15 protein-coding genes are annotated in these 20,818 nt (G+C 63.8%); 11 read left to right on the top strand and 4 right to left on the bottom strand.

All coding sequences use genetic code 11. The features are described from left to right. The first annotated feature begins 104 nt into the window (after positions 1 to 104). From recC to Q8O96_RS14755, 6 genes are all read left to right on the top strand, one after another. Positions 105 to 3,557, top strand: a complete 3,453-nt coding sequence (gene recC, locus Q8O96_RS14780; RefSeq protein ID WP_305949019.1) for an exodeoxyribonuclease V subunit gamma — start codon at positions 105 to 107, stop codon at positions 3,555 to 3,557. Continuing rightward, on the top strand, positions 3,554 to 7,246 hold the full coding sequence (gene recB, locus Q8O96_RS14775) for an exodeoxyribonuclease V subunit beta (RefSeq protein WP_305949018.1): 3,693 nt from the start codon (positions 3,554 to 3,556) through the stop codon (positions 7,244 to 7,246). Before recC ends, recB begins: the two co-directional genes overlap by 4 nt. Continuing rightward, positions 7,243 to 9,324: an exodeoxyribonuclease V subunit alpha gene (gene recD, locus Q8O96_RS14770; RefSeq protein WP_102861013.1), complete on the top strand. Its 2,082-nt coding sequence runs from the start codon at positions 7,243 to 7,245 to the stop codon at positions 9,322 to 9,324. Before recB ends, recD begins: the two co-directional genes overlap by 4 nt. Positions 9,325 to 9,440: 116 nt before the next feature. Further along, positions 9,441 to 10,022: a YfiR family protein gene (locus Q8O96_RS14765; RefSeq protein WP_305949017.1), complete on the top strand. Its 582-nt coding sequence runs from the start codon at positions 9,441 to 9,443 to the stop codon at positions 10,020 to 10,022. Continuing rightward, positions 10,019 to 11,287: a diguanylate cyclase domain-containing protein gene (locus Q8O96_RS14760; RefSeq protein ID WP_102861014.1), complete on the top strand. Its 1,269-nt coding sequence runs from the start codon at positions 10,019 to 10,021 to the stop codon at positions 11,285 to 11,287. Before Q8O96_RS14765 ends, Q8O96_RS14760 begins: the two co-directional genes overlap by 4 nt. A gap of 14 nt (positions 11,288 to 11,301) precedes the next feature. After that, the gene (locus Q8O96_RS14755) at positions 11,302 to 11,796 is read left to right on the top strand and encodes an OmpA family protein (RefSeq protein ID WP_060841871.1); all 495 of its coding nucleotides are present in this window, start codon (positions 11,302 to 11,304) and stop codon (positions 11,794 to 11,796) included. Between the two features lie 46 nt (positions 11,797 to 11,842). Here Q8O96_RS14755 and Q8O96_RS14750 read toward each other — a convergent pair whose 3' ends face one another. Continuing rightward, positions 11,843 to 12,793 (bottom strand): LysR family transcriptional regulator, encoded by a 951-nt coding sequence (locus Q8O96_RS14750; RefSeq protein WP_115581547.1) that lies wholly within the window; start codon positions 12,791 to 12,793, stop codon positions 11,843 to 11,845. Between the two features lie 148 nt (positions 12,794 to 12,941). Here Q8O96_RS14750 and Q8O96_RS14745 point away from each other — a divergent pair, with 148 nt between their 5' ends. Both Q8O96_RS14745 and mmsB read left to right on the top strand, forming a co-directional pair. Continuing rightward, positions 12,942 to 14,468: a CoA-acylating methylmalonate-semialdehyde dehydrogenase gene (locus Q8O96_RS14745; RefSeq protein ID WP_305949016.1), complete on the top strand. Its 1,527-nt coding sequence runs from the start codon at positions 12,942 to 12,944 to the stop codon at positions 14,466 to 14,468. 10 nt (positions 14,469 to 14,478) lie between these two features. Continuing rightward, positions 14,479 to 15,366 carry a 3-hydroxyisobutyrate dehydrogenase gene (gene mmsB, locus Q8O96_RS14740; protein WP_102861018.1) on the top strand — a complete coding sequence of 296 codons (888 nt, stop codon included), beginning with the start codon at positions 14,479 to 14,481 and terminating at the stop codon, positions 15,364 to 15,366. A 281-nt stretch (positions 15,367 to 15,647) separates the two neighbouring features. On the opposite strand, the gene Q8O96_RS14735 is transcribed toward mmsB, so the two are convergent. From Q8O96_RS14735 to Q8O96_RS14725, 3 genes are all read right to left on the bottom strand, one after another. Continuing rightward, positions 15,648 to 16,166 carry an RES family NAD+ phosphorylase gene (locus tag Q8O96_RS14735; RefSeq protein WP_305949015.1) on the bottom strand — a complete coding sequence of 173 codons (519 nt, stop codon included), beginning with the start codon at positions 16,164 to 16,166 and terminating at the stop codon, positions 15,648 to 15,650. Then, complete coding sequence (locus tag Q8O96_RS14730; protein WP_102861020.1) at positions 16,163 to 16,648, bottom strand: antitoxin Xre/MbcA/ParS toxin-binding domain-containing protein; 486 nt, start codon at positions 16,646 to 16,648, stop codon at positions 16,163 to 16,165. The genes Q8O96_RS14735 and Q8O96_RS14730 overlap by 4 nt, the downstream gene beginning before the upstream one ends. A 123-nt stretch (positions 16,649 to 16,771) precedes the next feature. Continuing rightward, the gene (locus Q8O96_RS14725; protein WP_102861021.1) at positions 16,772 to 17,116 is read right to left on the bottom strand and encodes a cupin domain-containing protein; all 345 of its coding nucleotides are present in this window, start codon (positions 17,114 to 17,116) and stop codon (positions 16,772 to 16,774) included. Positions 17,117 to 17,392: 276 nt separating this feature from the next. On the opposite strand from Q8O96_RS14725, the gene kynB reads away from it, so the two are divergent. From kynB to Q8O96_RS14710, 3 genes are all read left to right on the top strand, one after another. Further along, entirely contained in the window at positions 17,393 to 18,034 is a 642-nt protein-coding gene (gene kynB, locus Q8O96_RS14720) for an arylformamidase (protein WP_102861022.1), read from the top strand. 105 nt (positions 18,035 to 18,139) lie between these two features. Further along, positions 18,140 to 18,991 (top strand): tryptophan 2,3-dioxygenase, encoded by an 852-nt coding sequence (gene kynA / locus Q8O96_RS14715; RefSeq protein ID WP_102861023.1) that lies wholly within the window; start codon positions 18,140 to 18,142, stop codon positions 18,989 to 18,991. A 315-nt stretch (positions 18,992 to 19,306) separates the two neighbouring features. Further along, positions 19,307 to 20,806: a PLP-dependent aminotransferase family protein gene (locus Q8O96_RS14710; RefSeq protein WP_305949014.1), complete on the top strand. Its 1,500-nt coding sequence runs from the start codon at positions 19,307 to 19,309 to the stop codon at positions 20,804 to 20,806. Positions 20,807 to 20,818 lie beyond the last annotated feature (12 nt).

Genomic DNA, 20,818 nt, shown 5'->3' with positions numbered 1-20,818 from the left:
GCTGCAGCGGTTTCTCTTGTGCTGTTTGCTCGGTCCGGCTGCCACCACCCCGTGACAGTGCTAAGGTTCCGGCCTAGCTTTTTGTATTCTCCAAGGAAGCCCTTATGCCGGACGCCTCGTCCCTCACCCCAGGTTTTATGGTGGTTCACGGTAACCGCCTGGACGAGTTGCGCAGCCTGGTGGTCAGCTGGATGCGGCGGTACCCGCTGGCTCCTCTGGAAAATGAAATCGCCCTGGTGCAGAGCAATGGCATCGCGCAATGGCTGAAGTTGGCCCTGGCTGAAGATCCTGAAGAGGACGACTCCGGCGGTTGCGGTATTGCCGCCGCCATCGATGTGCAATTGCCTGGCAGCTTCATGTGGCAGCTTTATCGCCTGGTATTGGGACGCGATGAAATCCCGCCTAAATCCCTTTTGGACAAAGCCCCGCTGACCTGGCGTCTGATGCGCCTGCTGCCAGAACTGATCGATGAGCCCCACTTCGAACCCCTGCAGCGCTTCCTGACCCACGACAGTGATTTGCGTAAACGCTACCAACTGGCAGAGCGCCTTGCCGACCTGTTCGACCAGTACCAGGTCTATCGGGCCGATTGGCTGGAGGACTGGGCCGCTGGACGCCATTCACTGCGTAACGTTCGTGGTGAAGCCAAAGCCCTGACCCCGGCCAACTGCTGGCAAGCCGAACTGTGGCGAGCACTGCTTCTGGATGTGGGTACCGAAGGCATGGCCCAGAGCCGAGCCGGAGTCCACCAACGCTTTATCGAGCGGATCAATAACCTGGATCAAGCTCCCGCTGGCCTGCCGTCACGGGTGATCGTTTTCGGTATTTCTTCCTTGCCGGCCCAGGCCTTGGAGGCTTTGGCCGGATTGGCCCGTTTCAGCCAAGTCCTTCTCTGTGTGCACAACCCCTGTCGCCATCACTGGGCGGACATCGTTGCCGACAAGGATCTGCTGCGCCATCAGTACAAACGCCAGGCGCGCAAAGCCGGTATGCCACTGGCCCTGGACCCGCTAACCCTGCACCAGCATGCCCATCCGTTGCTGGCCGCCTGGGGCAAGCAGGGCCGTGACTACATCAACCTGCTGGACAGCTACGACGACCCCAACAGTTATCGCGCGGCTTTCCGCGATGGCCGCATCGACCTGTTCAGCGACAGCCAGCCACGCACCATGCTTCAGCAGCTGCAGGACGATATCCTCGAGCTGCGTCCCCTCAACGAGACTCGCGAACTGTGGCCCGAAGTCGATCTCCAGCAGGACCAGTCGATCCGTTTTCACATTGCTCACAGTGCCCAGCGCGAGGTGGAAATCCTCCACGACCAGCTCCTGGCACGCTTCAGCGCCGAGCCCGACCTGCGGCCTCGCGATGTGATCGTCATGGTCCCCGACATCGACAGCTACGCCCCGCATATCCGTGCGGTATTCGGCCAGTTGGAGCGTGATGACCGACGTTTCATTCCCTTTACCCTCACCGACCAGGGACAGCGCGGTCGCGACCCGTTGCTGATCGCCGTCGAACACCTGCTCAAACTCCCGGACAGCCGCTTCCCGGTCAGTGAGATTCTCGACCTGCTGGACGTCCCGGCATTGCGTGCGCGTTTTGGTGTCGATGAAGCCGACCTGCCCACCTTGCACCGCTGGATCGAAGGTGCCGGCATCCGTTGGGGCATGAACGCCGAACAACGCGCCGAATTGGGACTGCCCCAGGAGCTTGAGCAAAACAGCTGGCGTTTCGGCCTGCGCCGAATGCTCCTGGGATATGCGGTCGGCCGCTCCGATGCCTGCGACGGCATTGAGCCTTATGACGAAATCGGCGGCCTGGATGCCGCGCTGATCGGCCCCTTGGTCGCGCTGCTGGATGCCCTGCAGATCGCCTACCAGCAACTCACCCAGCCTGCTGTGCCAGCCCAATGGGGCGAGCGCCTGCAGCACTTGCTGGAACAGTTCTTCCTGGCTAGCACCGAGCATGACGATTACCTGTTGGGCCAGCTCGAGGACCTTCGGGAAAACTGGCTGGAAACCTGCGACTCCGTCGGTCTGCAAGATCAATTGCCCCTGACCGTGGTGCGTGAAGCCTGGCTGGCGGGCCTTGATCAGGGCCGCTTGTCCCAGCGCTTCCTCGCCGGCGCCGTGAATTTCTGCACCCTGATGCCGATGCGTGCAATCCCCTTCAAGCTGGTGTGCCTGCTGGGCATGAATGACGGTGACTATCCACGGGCGCAACCGCCCCTGGACTTCGACCTGATGGGCAGCGACTACCGCCCCGGCGACCGTTCCCGACGCGAAGATGACCGCTATCTGCTGCTCGAGGCGTTGCTCTCAGCCCGGGACCAACTCTATGTCAGTTGGGTTGGCCGCAGCATCCGCGATAACAGCGAACGGCCTGCCTCGGTGCTGATCGGCCAGTTGCGCGATCATCTGGCCGGTGGCTGGCGATTGGCCGATGCGCGGCAATCCCTGCTCGAGGCCCTGACCCAGGAGCACCCGCTGCAGCCCTTCAGTGCCCGCTACTTTCATGACAATGACGTCCTGTTCAGTTACGCCCGGGAGTGGCAGGTATTGCATCAGGCCCCGGCAGAAACCGGCACCACCGAACGCCTTGAGCCTTATGTACAGGAGGAGCCCTTAAGCCTGGCCCAGTTGCAGGATTTTCTGCGCAACCCGGTACGGCACTTTTTCACCCAACGGCTCAAGGTGTTTTTTGAAGCCATGGAAGCACCACTGGCTGACGAGGAGCCCTTTGTCCTCGACGCCCTGCAACGCTACAGCCTCAGCGACAGCTTGCTGGAGGCCGCATTGAGTGATGCCGCACACCCGGATCAGGCCTTGCAGGCCCAGGCGCAAAGGCTGCAAGCCAGCGGCCTGTTGCCCATGGCCGGTTTCGGCGAGTGCCTGCAACGCGAACTCATGGAACCCCTGCCGGACTTGTTGCAGCGCTACCGGCAACTGCTGGATCTGTGGCCAACCCCGGTTACCAGTGCATTGCCTGTCAGCCTGGAATTGCAGGGCGTGCGCCTGGAAGGCTGGTTGAGCCACCTGCATCAACGGGCGGATGGCGGACTATTGGCCGTGACCACCATTCCCAACGGCATAGGTTCGCTCAAAACCCGCAAATGGCACCGCTTGATCAAGCCCTGGATCAACCATCTGCTGGCCTGCGCCAGCGGTTACTCCCTGACCACTGCGTTGGTGGCCAGCGATGACAGCCTGCTGTTACCGCCGTTGGAACAGGATCAGGCTCGGGCGATCCTCGGCAATCTGCTGCTGGCCTGGCAATCGGGCATGCGGCAGCCATTGCCGGTGGCCGTCAAGACTGCCTTCGCCTGGCTGGGCCAGACCGATCCTGACAAAGCCGCTGCCGCGGCCCGCAAGACCTACGATGGCGATGGCCAGAACAGTGAAGGCGAGCGTCGAGAAAGCCCGGCATTGGCTCGGCAATTCGCCGACTACAACGCCCTGATCGCTGATGAAACCTTCAGCGGCTGGGCCGAGACACTCTATCGCCCCCTGCTGGACGCCCCCTGGCGTTCAGCCCTCGGCGAGGAGGCCGGCGCATGACTCAACAAGTCCCTCTGGCCCTGGCCTTCCCGCTACGGGGTAGCCAACTGATCGAGGCCAGTGCCGGCACCGGCAAGACCTTCACCATCTCCGCGCTCTATCTGCGTCTGGTGCTGGGCCACGGTGGCGAGTCCGCAGGCTTTGGTCGCGAATTGCTGCCACCGCAGATCCTGGTGGTGACCTTTACCGATGCGGCCACCAAGGAGTTGCGCGAACGCATCCGCACCCGTCTGGCGGAGGCCGCACGCTTCTTCCGTGACGAAACCAGCGCCCCCGACAGCCTGATCGTCGAGCTGCGGGAGCAGTACCCCGCCGAACAATGGGCCGCCTGCGCCAACCGCCTGGACATCGCCGCGCAGTGGATGGATGAGGCCGCCGTCTCCACCATTCACAGCTGGTGCCAACGCATGCTCCGCGAGCACGCTTTCGACAGCGGCAGCCTGTTTACCCAGACCCTGGAAACCGACCACAGCGATCTGCTGGGGCAGGTGCTGCGTGATTACTGGCGCTTGTTCTGCTATCCGATGCAGGGCGATGCGCTCAACTGGGTGCGCTCCAACTGGGTCGGCCCGGCCCAATTGCTGCCCCGGGTGCGGGCGATGTTCGGCAGCGAGCGTCGTGAGCCGTCGGAACAGACCCCCAGTGAATTGATCGAAGCCTGTCTGCAGGAGCGTCGGGAAGCGCTGGTGCAGCTCAAGGCGCCCTGGCGGCAATGGGCGGTGGAGTTGCGGGAGATCTGTCTGCAAGGCGTTGCCAGCAAGAGTGTCGACGGCCGCAAGATGCAGGCTCGTTTCTTCGAGCCCTGGTTTGAAAAGATCACGGCCTGGGCCGAGGACGAATCCGTTGAGCAGTTGGATATTGGCACCGGCTTCACCCGCCTGACCCCAGACGGAATGAGCGAGGCCTGGAAAGGTGAAGCTCCGCAGCACCCGGGGCTCGATGCCATGGCTGGACTCAAGGCCAGCCTCGACGCCTTGCCCAGCCCGGACGCCGCGGTCCTGCAGCATGCTGCGCAGTGGGTCGGTGCGCGTTTTGAGGAAGAGAAGCGTCGCCGCGCCGAAATGGGCTTTGACGATATGTTGCTGCGTCTGGACAGCGCCCTGCAAAGCGACGGCGGCGAGCGCCTGGCGACTTTGATCCGCGAGCAGTTTCCGGTGGCCCTGATCGACGAGTTCCAGGACACCGATCCGGTGCAGTACCGGATCTTCGAAAGCATCTACCGCATCGAGGCCAACGACCCCGAAACCGGGCTGTTCCTGATTGGCGACCCCAAACAAGCGATCTACGCCTTCCGTGGCGCCGACATCTACACCTACCTGCGGGCCCGCCAGGCCACAGCGGGACGCTTGCATACCCTGGGCACCAACTTTCGTTCCAGCCAGGCCATGGTCAGTGCGGTCAACCATGTGTTCCTGCAAGCCGAACAGCGCCAGCAAGGGCAGGGGGCCTTCCTGTTTCGCGAAGAGGATGGCGAGAATCCGGTGCCCTTCCTGGCGGTAGCCGCTCAGGGCCGCAAGGAGCGCCTGCAGGTGGATGGCCAAGCGGTGCCAGCGCTGAACTTCTGGCAACTGCCTTCGGAGCAACCGCTGTCCGGGGCCCAGTATCGTCAGCAGCAGGCCGCGGCCTGTGCCAGTGCCATTGTCGATCTGCTCAATGGCGGTCAGCAGGGGCGCAGTGGTTTTGCCCGCGATCAGCAGGAACTCAAGGGTCTGTTGCCGGCGGATATCGCCATTCTGGTCCGCGACGGCAAGGAGGCCCAGGCGGTGCGCGGTGAACTGGCCGCCCGTGGGGTGCGCAGCGTGTATCTCTCGGACAAGGACTCGGTGTTCGCCGCCCAGGAAGCCCGGGACCTGCTGGTGTGGCTCAAGGCTTGCGCCGAACCGGATGTGGAGCGTCCGCTGCGAGCCGCCCTGGCCTCCCTGACCCTGAACCTGTCCCTGGTGGAACTGGAGCGGCTGAACCAGGACGAATTGGCCTGGGAAGCCCGAGTCATGCAGTTCCGCGGATACCGCACGATCTGGCGCAGCCAGGGCGTGCTGCCGATGCTCCGACGCTTGCTCCATGACTTCCAGCTGCCCCAGGCGCTGATGGCCCGCAGCGACGGCGAGCGGGTGCTGACCAACCTCCTGCACCTGTCTGAGTTGTTGCAGCAGAACGCTGCGGAACTGGACGGTGAGCAGGCACTGATCCGCCATCTGGCCGAGCATCTGGCGTTGTCCGGGCAGGCCGGTGAAGAGCAGATCCTGCGCCTGGAAAGCGACGAGCAACTGGTCAAGGTGGTGACCATCCACAAGTCCAAGGGCCTGGAATACCCCCTGGTGTTCCTGCCCTTCATCTGCTCCACCAAACCGGTGGATGGCAGTCGCCTGCCGCTGCATTACCACGATGCTGCCGGCAAGGCCCAGGTCAGTTTGCGACCGACGCCGGAGCTGATCGCCCAAGCCGATGAGGAGCGTCTGGCGGAAGATCTGCGTCTGCTCTACGTGGCCCTGACCCGGGCCCAGCATGCCTGCTGGCTGGGAGTGGCCGATCTCAAGCGCGGCAACCACAGCAGCTCGGTGTTGCACTTGTCGGCCCTGGGCTACCTGCTTGGCGGCGGTGCCCTGTTGGGCGAGTCCAAGGGATTGCTGCGCTGGCTCCTGGACTTGCAGCAAGGCTGTGAGGCCATCGGTGTCAGCGAGCTGCCTGCGGCCGATGACCAGCGCTTTTACCCGCCGCGCAATGACGCCAGGCTGCTGGCCCCGTTACAGCCGATTCGACGGGCGGCGGAGAACTGGTGGATCGCCTCCTACAGTGCCTTGCGCATCAGCGATACCTTGGGCAGCGGTAGCACCGAAGCACCGGAAAATCCCCAGGCACAGAAGCTCTTCGACGATGAGCGGCTGGACCCCGAGGCCCCTCGGGAAGTCGTCGCCAGTGGTGGCGATATTCACCGGTTTCCCCGGGGCCCGAACCCCGGCACCTTCCTCCACGGTCTGCTGGAATGGGCCGGGGAGGAGGGTTTTGCCGCCGCCCCCGCGGTGATCGAGGATGCCATCGCCCGCCGTTGCAATCGTCGCGGCTGGCAAGGCTGGATTTTGACCCTCAGCGATTGGCTGCAGCACTTGTTGCAGGCGTCCCTGCCTGTGGGGGATGGGCAACCGCCAGTGGTGCTGGGGCGACTGACCCAGTACCGGGTCGAAATGGAGTTCTGGTTTGCCAGCCACAAGGTCGACGTGCTCAAGCTCGACGAGCTGGTGCGCCAGCAGACCCACCAGGGCGCGCCTCGGGTCACCGCCGAGCCGGTGCTGCTCAATGGCATGTTCAAGGGCTTCATCGACCTGACATTCGAACATCAGGGCCGCTATTACGTGGCCGACTACAAATCCAACTGGCTGGGCGTGGACGACGCGGCCTACACCGAGCAGGCCATGGAGCAATCGATTCTCGACAACCGCTACGACCTGCAATACGTGCTCTACCTGCTGGCGCTGCATCGGCAGTTGAAGGCCCGGTTGGCGGACTACGATTACGATCGGCACATCGGCGGCGCCTTGTACCTGTTTTTGCGTGGCAGCCGTTCCGCGAGCCAGGGCGCGTACTTTGCCCGGCCGCCACGGCAGTTGATCGAACGCCTCGACCGCATGTTCCAGGGCCAGCCCGAGCCGCCCAAGGCCGAGCCCGCCTGGGAACAGGGAGTGCTGTTATGACCCAGGATCTGTTTGCCCAGTTGGCCGAGCCGCCAGCGCCCCAGTTAGCGCTGGCGCCCCTGGCTCGCGCCGAAGACCTGCTGTTGTTGCTTGAGCGCTGGGTCGAGCGCGGCTGGCTGCGGGCCCTGGACAAGGCTTTTGTCGGCTTCCTCCATGAGCTGGACCCCGGCTGCGATCCGTTGGTGCTCATGGCCGCGGCCCTGACCAGTCACCAGTTGGGTCATGGGCATGTCTGCCTGGACCTGTTCGAAACCCTCAAGGAGCCGGACTTCGCTCTGTCGCTGCCGCCGGAAGGGGATTCGCAAGGCGGTGCCACGGTGCTGCCTTCCCAGGTGTTGGCGAATCTGGAGGGAGCTCACTGGTGCAAGGTCCTGGCCGGCAGTCGGTTGGTGGCCCTGTCGGCTGATCACGGCGAGGCGTCCCAGCAGCGGCCGTTGGTGCTGTCCGGAAAGCGCCTGTACCTGCGGCGCTACTGGGCCTATGAACGGCGGATCGACAACGCCCTGCGCCAGCGCCTGGCGTCGACGGAAGCGACTCCGGAGAATCTGGCCCAGCGCCTGGACGGGCTGTTTGGCCCGGCCAAGGCTGCCGGGCCCATCGATTGGCAGAAACTCGCCTGTGCCCTGGCGACCCGAGGCGCCTTCAGCATCATCACCGGTGGCCCCGGCACGGGCAAAACCACCACCGTGGTGCGTCTGCTGGCGTTGCTCCAGGCCCCGGCGGTGGAGGCGCGCAAACCCTTGCGCATTCGTCTGGCGGCGCCCACTGGCAAAGCCGCGGCCCGCCTCACCGAGTCCATCAGCCTGCAAGTGCGGTCCCTGGCAGTCGCCGACGAGGTACGGGAAAAGATCCCCAGCGAGGTGACCACGGTGCACCGCTTGCTGGGCAATCGCCCGGGCACCCGGCATTTCCGCCACCACGCCGGCAACCGCCTGCCCCTGGATGTGCTGGTGGTGGACGAAGCTTCGATGATCGACCTGGAAATGATGGCCAATCTGCTGGACGCCTTGCCCATTCATGCCCGCCTGGTGCTGTTGGGGGACAAGGATCAACTGGCGTCGGTGGAGGCGGGGGCGGTGCTCGGTGACCTGTGTCGCGATGCCGAGGCCGGCTGGTACAACCCGCAGACTCGCGCCTGGCTGGAAGCGGTCAGCGCTGAGAACCTGGGCGCCAGCGGCTTGCAGGAAGACACCGGGCACCAGCATCCCCTGGCACAGCAGGTGGTGATGCTGCGCCACTCCCGGCGCTTCGGCGAAGGCAGTGGCATTGGCCAGCTGGCGCGCTGGGTCAATCAACAACAGGCCGAGGAGGCCCGGCGCCTGCTGGCGGCTCGCAGCCATGCGGACTTGTACAGCCTGAGTCTCAAGGGCGAGCAGGACAGAGCCCTTGAGCGCCTGTTGCTGGAAGGCCACGGCGAGGGGCCACAAGGCTATCGGCATTACCTGAATGTGCTGCGCAGTCAGCGTCCACCCGCGGACACCGCCCTGGAAGACCGCCGCTGGACCGATTGGGCGCGCAACGTCCTGCAGGCCTTCGATCGCTTCCAGTTGCTCTGTGCCGTGCGCAAGGGGCCGTGGGGTGTCGAAGGATTGAACCTGCGGATCACCCAGGCATTGTTCAAGGCTCGGCTGATCGACAGCGACCAGCAATGGTACGAAGGTCGCCCTGTGCTGATGACCCGTAACGACTATGGTCTGGGCCTGATGAATGGTGATATTGGCATCGCCCTCCAGCTGCCGGAACATGAGGGGCCGCAAGCCGGGCGTCAGGTGCTGCGGGTGGCTTTCCCGCGCAACGATGGCCAGGGCGGGGTACGCCTGGTACTGCCGAGCCGGCTCAATGACGTGGAAACGGTCTACGCCATGACCGTGCACAAGTCTCAGGGTTCGGAGTTCGCCCATACTGCGCTGATCCTGCCCGACGCCCTGAACCCGGTGCTGACCAAGGAATTGATCTATACAGGAATCACCCGGGCCAAGGATTGGTTCAGCCTGATCGAGCCTCGGGCCGGGGTGTTTGAAGAGGCGGTGCGGCGCAAGGTCAAGCGCCTTAGCGGGTTGATGCTGGAACTGGACTGAGCACTGCGTTGCTGTCCAGTGCCCAGCACCGTATTGGGGCGCTGGGCTCGCTGCATTTTCCCGGGCTGTGCTATCGTTGCGGCATCATTTCCGTGAAATTCAAAGAGAATCCCTGCATGGACGTGGCTGTCTTCAGGACAGAGCGCATTTTGGGGTGGAGGCAGTGTGTACTGTCGACCATTCTTTGCCTGTTCAGTCTGCTTGCCATTGCGCAACCAGAGCCGTCAGCCTCTACCAGCTTGGCGGAACAGCGGGCCAAGGCAGTGACGCAAGTGGTGTTGGGTATCCTCAGCTACGCTCGCTGGCCGGTGGAACCTGCAGAACTGCGCCTGTGTGTGGTGGGCCCGACCGAATACACCGACGATCTGCTCAAGGGCACTACTCAGGCTACCGGCCGTCCGGTGCTGGTGCGTCGCCTGTTGGCCAGCAGCCCGGCAATCGTCGGTGAGTGCGACTCGGTCTATGTCGGCAAACTGAGCAACGATGAACGGAGCCGCCTGTTCAATTCGCTGATCGGCCAACCCGTGCTGAGCATCAGCGAGGGTGGCGACCAGTGCACCGTTGGCAGCCTGTTCTGCCTGCGGGTCAGCGACAACCAAGTGTCGTTCGAGGTCAACCTGGATTCAGTGGCCCGCAGCGGGGTGAAGATCCATCCCAGCGTGCTGCAACTGTCGCGTCGTCGCCCGGCGGCGCCATGAAGCTGTTCAAGCCCAACGCCCGCCCGACCCTGCGGTCGGTTATAGGTCGCGGTCACCTGATCGTCGCCCTGTTGGCGATCTCCATGGCCAGCCTGTCCCTGACCTTCCTCGGGGTCCTGGCATTGCGCGTCTATGCCGATCACAACCTGCACCTGATTGCCCGGTCCATCAGCTACACCGTGGAAGCGGCGGTGGTGTTCAACGACAGTGTGGTGGCCACCGAGGCCCTGGCCCTGATTGCCTCAACCGAAGAGGTGGCCGATGCCAAGGTCTATGACAACCAGGGCCGTCTGCTGGCCAGTTGGCAACGTCCGGAAAGCGGTCTGCTGACCCGCCTGGAAATGCACGTTGCCAGTGCGATCCTGGAAAAGCCCATCAGCTTGCCGATTCTTCATCAGAACCGAGAAGTGGGCAGCGTCAACGTCACCGGCCATGGCGGCAGTCTGCTGCGCTTTCTGCTCAGTGGTCTGGTGGGTATCGTGCTTTGTACTGCCTTGAGTGCCTGGGTGTCGCTGTACCTGGCACGCCGGCAACTGCGGGGGATCACCGGGCCCTTGCGCAGCCTGGCGGAAGTGGCCCACGCGGCGCGGCGCGAGCGGGCCTTCGATCAGCGGGTACCGCCTGCGGAAATCGCTGAACTGGACAACCTCGGCAACGACTTCAATGCCCTGCTCGATGAGCTGGAAGCCTGGCAGACTCACCTGCAAAGCGAGAATGAGACCCTGGCTCACCAGGCCAGTCACGACAGCCTGACCGGCCTGCCCAACCGGGCGTTTTTCGAGGGGCGGCTGATTCGTGCACTGCGCAGCGCCAACAAGCTCAACGAGCGCATGGCGGTGCTGTTTCTCGACAGTGACCGGTTCAAGGAAATCAACGACAACTTCGGCCACGCCGCGGGTGATGCGGTGCTGGTGGCGGTGGCCACGCGAATTCGCGCGCAGCTGCGTGAAGAGGATCTGGTGGCCCGGCTGGGCGGCGACGAATTCGCCGTGCTGCTCAGCCCGCTGCACCGGGTTGAAGATGCCCAGCGCATCGCAGACAAAATCATCCACAGCATGGACGTGCCGATTCAATTGCCTGGCAACCTGTCGATCATGACGTCGCTGAGCATCGGCATTGCCGTGTACCCGGATCATGGCGTGACGCCCGGCAGCCTGTTGAACGCTGCCGATGAGGCCATGTACCACGCCAAGCGCGGTTCGCGAGGCGGGCAACACACAGTGGGGGCGGAGCTCCCTATCGTTCAGGTTCAAAACAGGAGCTAATTCCCTTGTTCTCGATGACGCAACGTTCGGTTCGACTGTTCAGCACCCTGGTGTTCATGGCCCTGTTGGCCCTGGCTGGCTGCCAGAGCGTGCCGCCCAAAGGTCTGACCCCGAAACAGATCGCGGTACTGAAACAGGAGGGCTTCGAACTGACGGATGAAGGCTGGGCCTTCGGCCTGTCGGGCAAGGTGCTGTTTGGCAGCGATGTGGAAACCTTGAACCAGGCCAGCACCGAGATCGTCCAGCGCATCGGCAAGGCCTTGCTCAGCGTCGATATCCAGAAGGTCCGGGTCGACGGCCATACCGACGCTTCGGGCAAGGAGGCCTACAACGTGCAGCTGTCGGTGCGCCGGGCCAAGAGCGTGGTCAAGGTGCTGACCCAGGTCGGCATGCGTGAAGAAAACATCCAGCTGCGCGGCCTGGGCAGCAGCGAGCCGGTGGCTTCCAACAGCACCGCAGCCGGGCGCACCGAGAACCGCCGGGTGTCGATCGTGGTGATCGCCGACTGATCGGCGATCCACATTTTCGCGGCTTTAGCTTGGCGGTCGCTAAAGATCAGGGGGCGGCGAACAGCATGCTGCGACTGTCCCCCATGAGCAGCGGCCGATTCTGCTCGGTCACCTCGCGGATGTAATCCCACAACAGGGTAATCCGTTTCAGTTTGCGCAGGTCTTCACGGCAGTACATCCAGAATTGCCGGGTCAGGTTGATCTCCTTGGGCAGTACTGGCAGCAGCCGCGGGTCCTGGGCCGCCAGGAAGCACGGCAGGATCGCCAGCGAGCGGCCCTGCTGCGCCGCCACGTATTGGGCGATGACGCTGGTGCTGCGCAGGTTGGCGCTGGCCCCGGGCACCACATTGGCCAGGTACAGCAGCTCGGAACTGAACGCCAGGTCGTCCACGTAGCTGATGAATTGATGTTCCCCCAGGTCGCTGGGGCGGCGGATCGGCGGGTGACGGTCGAGGTATTCCTGGGTGGCGTACAGCTGTAGGCGGTAGTCGCACAGCTTGCAGCACACGTAGGGGCCGTGCTCCGGGCGTTCCAGGGCGATGACGATGTCCGCCTCGCGCTTGGACAGGCTGATGAAGTGCGGCAGCGGCAGGATGTCCACTGAGATCGCCGGGTACTCATCGAGGAAGTGGCTCAACTGCGGGGTGATGAAGAAGCTGCCGAAGCCCTCGGTGCAGCCCATGCGCACATGCCCGGACAACGCCACCCCGGAACCCGAGACCTGCTCGCAGGCCATGTGCAGGGTGCTTTCGATGGACTCGGCATAACCCAGCAGGCGCTGGCCCTCGGCGGTCAGAACAAAACCGTTGGTGCGGGACTTTTCGAACAACAGGGTGCCCAGGGCGGTTTCCAGCGAACCGATGCGCCGCGACACCGTGGTGTAGTCCACCGCCAGGCGCTTGGCCGCGCTGCTGGCCTTGCGGGTGCGCGCCACTTCGAGGAAAAACTTCAGGTCGTCCCAGTTCAGGGTGCTCAGCGAGGTGATGTTTTTTTGCATGTTGGACCGGATTTTATGTGCGTTCTTATTAGGAATTTGCACATCTATACTCCAAAAACCGTCCGACACCAACTCGCGACAGCCCCTCTTTCAAGGCGCTTGCCCGCCTTGGTTCCCTGCATAAGAACTCAAGAAGTCAGGAGACCCCATGAACGCATCCCTCAAGCCCGACGGCACCACCCTGCAACAGGTCAAATTGCTGATCGACGGTGAATGGGTCCAGTCCCAGAGTCAGGAATGGCACGACATCGTCAACCCGGCGACCCAGGAAGTGCTGGCCAAGGTGCCCTTTGCCACCGCCACTGAAGTCGATGCCGCGATCGCCGCCGCCCAGCGCGCCTTCCAGACCTGGAAACTGACTCCGATCGGCGCGCGGATGCGCATCATGCTCAAGCTCCAGGCCTTGATCCGTGAGCATTCCAAGCGCATTGCCGCAGTCCTCAGCGCCGAACAGGGCAAGACCCTCGCCGACGCCGAGGGTGACATCTTCCGCGGCTTGGAAGTGGTGGAGCATGCCTGCTCCATCGGCACCCTGCAGATGGGCGAGTTCGCCGAGAACGTCGCCGGCGGTGTGGACACCTATACCCTGCGCCAGCCGATCGGTGTGTGCGCCGGGATCACCCCGTTCAACTTCCCGGCGATGATTCCGCTGTGGATGTTCCCGATGGCCATCGCCTGCGGCAACACCTTCGTCCTCAAGCCTTCCGAGCAGGACCCGCTGTCCACCATGCTGCTGGTGGAGCTGGCGGTGGAAGCCGGGGTCCCGGCCGGCGTGCTCAACGTGGTGCACGGCGGCAAGGACGTGGTGGATGCGCTGTGCACCCACAAGGACATCAAGGCGGTGTCCTTCGTCGGTTCGACCGCGGTCGGCACTCACGTCTATGACTTGGCGGGCAAGCACGGCAAGCGCGTGCAATCGATGATGGGCGCGAAGAACCACGCCGTGGTCCTGCCCGACGCCAACCGCGAACAGACCCTCAATGCCCTGGTGGGCGCCGGCTTCGGCGCGGCCGGTCAGCGGTGCATGGCCACCTCGGTGGTGGTGCTGGTGGGCGCTTCGAAACAATGGCTGCCGGACCTCAAGGCCCTGGCGCAGAAACTCAAGGTCAACGCCGGCAGCGAGCCGGGCACCGATGTGGGCCCGGTGGTGTCCAAGCGCGCCAAGGCGCGGATTCTGGAGCTGATCGAAAGCGGCGTGAAAGAAGGCGCCAAGCTGGAGCTCGATGGCCGCGGCATCCAGGTCCCGGGCTACGAGCAAGGCAATTTCATCGGCCCGACCCTGTTCTCCGGGGTAACCACCGATATGCAGATCTACACCCAGGAAATCTTCGGCCCGGTGCTGGTGGTGCTGGAGGTCGACACCCTGGATCAGGCCATTGCCCTGGTCAACGCCAACCCCTTCGGCAACGGCACCGGCCTGTTCACCCAGAGCGGGGCGGCGGCGCGCAAGTTCCAGAGCGAAATCGACGTCGGCCAGGTCGGTATCAACATCCCGATTCCGGTGCCGGTGCCGTTCTTCAGCTTCACCGGCTCCCGAGGCTCCAAGCTCGGTGACCTGGGCCCGTACGGCAAGCAAGTGGTGCAGTTCTACACTCAGACCAAGACCGTCACCGCCCGCTGGTTCGACGATGACAGCGTCAACGACGGTGTGAACACCACCATCAGCCTGCGTTGAGGAGCCTGACATGAACATTGCATTTATCGGCCTGGGCAACATGGGCGCACCCATGGCCCGCAACCTGATCAAGGCCGGGCATCAGCTGAACCTGTTCGACCTCAACCAGAGCGTGCTGGCGGAGCTGGCGCAACTGGGCGGGCGCGTTGCTGCCTCGCCCAAGGCGGCTGCCGAAGGTGCCGAACTGGTGATCACCATGCTCCCGGCTGCGGCCCATGTGCGCAGTGTGTGGCTGGGTGAAGACGGGGTGCTGGCAGGGATTGGCCGTGGTGTCCCTGCGGTGGACTGCAGCACCATCGACCCGCAGACCGCTCGTGAAGTGGCCGCTGTGGCTGCCAAGCAAGGTGTGGCCATGGCCGATGCGCCGGTGTCCGGCGGCACCGGTGGTGCACAGGCCGGGACCCTGACCTTCATGGTCGGCGCCAGTGCCGAGCTGTTCGCCACCCTGCAGCCAGTGCTGGCGCAGATGGGGCGCAACATCGTACATTGCGGCGAAGTGGGCACCGGGCAGATCGCCAAGATCTGCAACAACCTGCTGCTGGGGATTTCGATGATCGGTGTCAGCGAAGCCATGGCCTTGGGGGATGCCCTGGGCATCGATACCCAGGTGCTGGCGGGGATCATCAACAGCTCCACCGGCCGTTGCTGGAGTTCCGATACCTACAACCCGTGGCCTGGAGTGATTGAAACCGCCCCTGCGTCCCGGGGCTACACCGGCGGCTTTGGTGCCGAGCTGATGCTCAAGGACCTGGGGCTGGCCACCGAGGCCGCGCGCCAGGCGCATCAGCCGGTGGTGCTCGGCGCCGTGGCCCAGCAGTTGTACCAGGCCATGAGCCAGCGTGGGGAAGGTGGCAAGGACTTCTCGGCCATCGTCAACAGCTACCGCAAGCCGCAGTAAGGCAAAGATTGTGTAGGCGCTGCTGCAGGCTGCGAACGGCTGCGCAGGAGACGCAGCGATCTCAAAGCGGGATAGCGCCAAGCAAGGCCCTGCGGTCCTTTTCGCAGCTTCGCGGGCTCAGCAGCGGCTACAAGGATAGGTGTAGCCGCTGCCGCAGGCTGCGAACGGCCCGAAGGGCCGCAGCGATTTCAAGTCTGGCGAAGATTGGTATTGAACGCGGCCCCTTCAGCCGGGGCGTTTGCGGGAATCTGCGTCGGGCAGGTTCCCGCTTTTTTGTGGGTTCAGTTCGGGCGATTGGCAGCGGTGTGCGGGGGAGGGTTGAGACGGGTGTCGAGGCCGAAGCGTTCCTGGATCACCACCTGGTACAGCCCTTTGGCCAGCAATGGATTGATCAGAATGTTCCAGCTGTGCCGGGACACCGATGAGGGCACCAGCACGAATGGATGGTCGGCCAGCAACTGGTCGGCGAATTTCTGCTGGCCGGCACTGGGGATGCCCGGGATCAGCCAGTTGGGATTGGGCAGGCTGCGCTCATCCACGCGGTAGATGGCCGACGGGTCCTGGATCAGGGCGCCAGTGAGGACATGGGGCACGTTATCCAGTGCGGCAAAGCCCTTGTGCACCGCCACTTCCAGAATCGCCGTGGCCGGATCGGCGCTGCCATACACGGCCTTGATCCCTTTGGAGTTCCAGCGGCCGCCGCAGAGCTCGGCACCGATGCCACTGTCCCAGCTATCGGCGTGCCGGGCGGCGTCCAGTCGCCAGAAATGAATCTCGCTGCTGCCCGGAATACTGATCACTGATAGACCCCGTATTCCAGGCGGGTGAGGAACTCGTCCACCAGTTCGAAGCCGATGGGGTTGGTCAGCAGATCCACCGGTTTATGGCCGTCGAGGCCCATCACCGGCTTGGCCATCCAGTCCTGTGCCTCTTCACTGCTGCCGAAGACGTCCTGGGCCTTGGCCAGCACCTGGGCAAAGCGTACCGCGCGGGCACTCTGCTCCGGGTTCAGGGGTTCGTCCGGGGTTTTCAGGCGCCGATGCAGGGTGCGTTCGGAGAGGCCGATGATCTTGGCCAGGACCTGTTCGTCCTTGAGCATGGGGACCGAGGAGACGAACTTGATGATCGCCGTCAGGGGGATGCCTTCCTCGGTCAAGCGATAGATCGAAATGCGGTCGTCAAACCGTGCCCGGCCACCCAGGAGGATGTCCGCAGACTGTTCTTTCAATACCAGTTTGCCCCGCCGCTTGGGGGCAATGCCGGTGCCTGTCAGCGCAACCATGAGTGCTACTCCTGCCTTTGCCATTTGGCAGTGATTATATAGACATTTGGCGGAGCGCGTTGTGTTCAATGGCAATGCCGGAAGGGGAGCCCGGGTCGAAGGGGCCCCCCGGTGTGTTCTGACTCAGGCAAACACGAAGTATTTGCGCACGGTTTCCACCACTTCCCAGGTGCCTTTCATCCCGGGTTCCACCACGAAGATATCGCCGGCACGCAAGTGGATGGGATCGCGGCCATCCGGGGTGATCACGCAGTACCCTTCCTGGAAATGGCAGTACTCCCACTTCTCATAGGCCACCCGCCACTTGCCCGGGGTGCAGATCCAGGTGCCCATGATCTTGCTGCCGTCCTCGCTGGTGTAGGCGTTGAGGTTGACGGTGTGGGGATCGCCCTCGAGTTTTTCCCACTTGCAGGCGTCGAGGACGGGCAGTGGGTGGGTATCGCGCAGAACGGTAATGGGTTGCGACATGCTGTGCTCCTAGCGGGCAGAGAACTGAAGATGCACCCTATAGCGGCCCACGTTCAGGGGGATGTCTGTTCTCGACCTCGGGGTATCCAGAAGCGCAATGCGAGAGTCGCTGCCGGCTGGGGGATAACGGGCGGCTGGCGCTTGAAACATTCCCTCGACAAAGGGCGGTTTTTTAGCAGGATTTGCGAAATATCTGACGATGCCCGAGTTATTTCGCAAGAATCTTTACTGGTATCGCTCGTATCATTCAGTCCGGAGTGACCGAGAGCCGCACGAATGGAAAATACACCACGCTGGTGGGATATCAGCCCGCCTTTGAGTACCGCGACCCCGACCTGGCCGGGGGACACACCGTTCCAGGAGGAGCGCGTCTGGCAGTTCGGGCCCGAATGCCCGGTGAATGTCGGGCGCGTAACCCTGTCGCCCCACACTGGCGCCCATGTCGACGCACCCCTGCATTACCGGCCGGACGGCTTGCCCATCGGCGAGGTGTCGCTGGATGTCTACATGGGCCCGTGCCGGGTCCTGCATTGCCTGGACAGCGGCGCCCTGGTGCAGCCTGAAGCCGTGCTCGGACGCTTGGACAACTTGCCTGCGCGAGTCTTGTTACGCACTTATCCACAGGCGCCGCTGAGCACGTGGGACCCGGACTTTACCGCGGTAGCTCCAGCCACCATCGAACTGCTGGCCAGCCTCGGCGTGCGCCTGATCGGTATCGACACCCCGTCCCTCGATCCCCAGCAGTCCAAGACCATGGATGCTCATAACACCGTGGCCCGTCACGGCATGGCGATCCTTGAGGGGATAGTCCTGGATGAGGTGGCCGAAGGCGACTACGAACTGATTGCCCTGCCACTGCGCTTTGCCCACCTGGATGCCAGTCCGGTGCGGGCGATCCTGCGCCCCCTGGCCGATTGATTCCTACAATAAATACACAGCTGGCCGTCCGCGCCGTTGTGCATCCCGCCCCGGGTTGCACAGCCTGCGGGTGGTAACCGCTGCCTGAGGCGAGGAGCCCACGCCATGAGCCAATGTCCTTTTTCAAGCAACCCACCGGATGAATGGCATAACGCCGAGCTGAATTTCTCCGATTCCATGAGCTACGGCGACTACCTGGACCTGGGGCGTATTCTCAGTGCCCAGCATCCGCTGTCGCCGGACCACAACGAAATGCTCTTCATCATCCAGCACCAGACTTCGGAGCTGTGGATGAAGCTGATGCTTCATGAGCTCAAGGCCGCCCGCGAGCAGGTGCGCCAGGGCCAGTTGCCCCCGGCGTTCAAGATGCTGGCGCGGGTCTCGCGGATCTTCGACCAACTGGTGCACGCCTGGGCCGTGCTGGCCACCATGACGCCGTCCGAGTACAAGTCGATCCGCCCGTACCTGGGCCAGTCCTCGGGCTTCCAGTCGTTCCAGTACCGGGAAATCGAATTCATCCTCGGCAACAAGAGCGCGGCCCTGCTGCGGCCCCACGCCCACCGTCCCGAGCTGCTGCAGTCCCTGGAAGAATCGATTGCCACGCCGTCCATGTATGACGAAGCGATTGCCCTGATGGCTCGCAGCGGCTTGAGCATCGACCCCGCGCGCCTGGCCCTGAACAGCACCACCACGACTCAGCATGACCCGTCGGTGGAGGCGGCCTGGCGCGAGGTATACGCCAACCCTTCGGCCTATTGGGACCTGTATCAGTTGGCGGAAAAGTTCATCGACCTGGAGGATTCCTTCCGCCAGTGGCGCTTCCGTCACGTGACTACCGTGGAGCGCATCATCGGCTTCCAGCCTGGCACCGGCGGCACCGAAGGCGTGGGCTACCTGCGCAAGATGCTCGACACCGTGCTGTTCCCCGAATTGTGGCGAGTGCGATCCTCGCTCTGACCGCCCTGTTCGCTCAACAAGAAACGGCGCGTCCTCACCTTGGGGACGCGCCGTTTTTGTAGTGTTTGCCGATTGCCCTGTGGCGAGGGAGCTTGCTCCCGCTGAGGGGCGCAGCACCCCATCTACGGCCTGTAAGCGTTTTCAGGCATCCCGCGCCAGCAGGCTTTGCGATTGCTGCGCAATCGAACGGGAGCAGGCTCCCCCGCCACATTCCTCGTTCGCCATCAGCGACGGTTGCAACAGCTGACGTGGGGCCGTTGTGCGGCTAAAGTGGTCGCCCCTTGTGCGTTATTTTCATTTGATCAGGCAGACCACGTGGCCCGGACCTTCGAGCTTGAAACCCTCAACATGCGCCTCAACGATCCGCAGTTCGCGCCCCTGGACCTGCATCAGCGCATCCAGCGGGCCTTGCGCGGGCTGATCCTCGACGGTGCTCTGGGCCCTGGGGTGAAACTGCCGGCCACCCGGGGTCTGGCCAAGTCGCTCGCGGTGTCCCGGGATACGGTGGAGAACGCCTATGTGCAGTTGCAGCGCGACGGTTTCATCGTGCGCCGCGAAGGTTCGGGGAGCTACGTCTGCGAAAGCATCGGTGCCCAGTTGCGCGGAGCCGCCCGGCGTCGCCTGCGTTTGCAGGAGCAGCCCCACAGCGCCCGGGAGCCGGGCTCGGGGCTGAGCCGCCGGGGCCGGATGCTGGTCGAGCGCGGCGGTGTCACCGACCAGCAGGCGGTGAGTGCATTTGCCACGGGCTTGCCGGAAACCCGCAGCTTTCCCCTTGATGTCTGGGAGCGCCTGCAACGCCAGGTGCTCAAGGCCTATCGCGGCAACGTGTTGCTGCACGGCGATCCGCAAGGCGCCGAGCCGCTGCGCCAGGCCATCGCCGCCTACCTGAACCTGGAGCGCGGGGCCAAGGTGCGTGCCGAGCAGATCCTGGTGCTGAGCAGTACCCGGCAGGCGCTGTACCTCTGTGCCCAACTGCTGGTGGATGCCGGCAAGCCGATCCTGATGGAGAACCCCGGCTACTTCGGGGCTCGCAAGGCCTTCGAGGCCGCCGAGGCCTGGATCAATCCCATCGATGTCGACGACCAGGGCATTCGCACCGACCTGCTGCGGGCCGATCGCAGTGGCGGTCAATGCGTCTACGTGACGCCGTCGCACCAGTACCCCAGCGGTGTGACCCTGTCCCTGGAGCGCCGCCTGGAACTGACCCGCTGGGCCGCCGAGCAGGAGAAATGGATCATCGAGGACGACTACGACAGCGAGTTCCACTACGACGGTTTGCCCACCGCCTGTGTCCAGGGCCTGGACCCGTATCAGCGCACCCTTTACATCGGCACCTTCAGCAAGACCCTCTACCCGGGCCTGCGCATGGGCTACATGGCCCTGCCCAGCGAGCTGGTGAACGCCTTCAGCGCGGCCCGCAGCATCATGGACGGGCACACGCCGCAGATCCTCCAGCTGACCTTGGCGCGGTTCATGGAGGAGGGGCACTACAACGCCCATGTGCGGGCCATGCGCAAGCTGTACGCCGAGCGTCGGCAAGCCATGCTCGATGCCATCGGGCGGCATTTGCAGGGCATTGCCGTGGCCTTGCCGCCACCGGGCGGGTTGCAGATTCCTTGCCTGCTGGAGCCCGGCTGGAGCGAAGCGTTGACCCTGCAACGAGCCGCCAGGGCCGGTATCCAGTTACCAGGGCTCAGCCGGCTGTATGCCGGGGAGCACAAGCAGCCAGGCTGGTTGCTGGGCTACGCCTCGCTCAGCGCCCATGAAATCGAAACGACCATGGCACGCCTGGCCCAGGCCCTGAGAAAGGCCTAGCCAGGTGCTGGC

Source organism: Pseudomonas sp. LPH60 (genome assembly GCF_030718165.1).
Classification (GTDB): Bacteria; Pseudomonadota; Gammaproteobacteria; order Pseudomonadales; family Pseudomonadaceae; genus Aquipseudomonas; species Aquipseudomonas danubii.
Note: the sequence above shows the minus strand (reverse complement) of the source record. Positions and strands in the feature narration are given on the sequence as shown.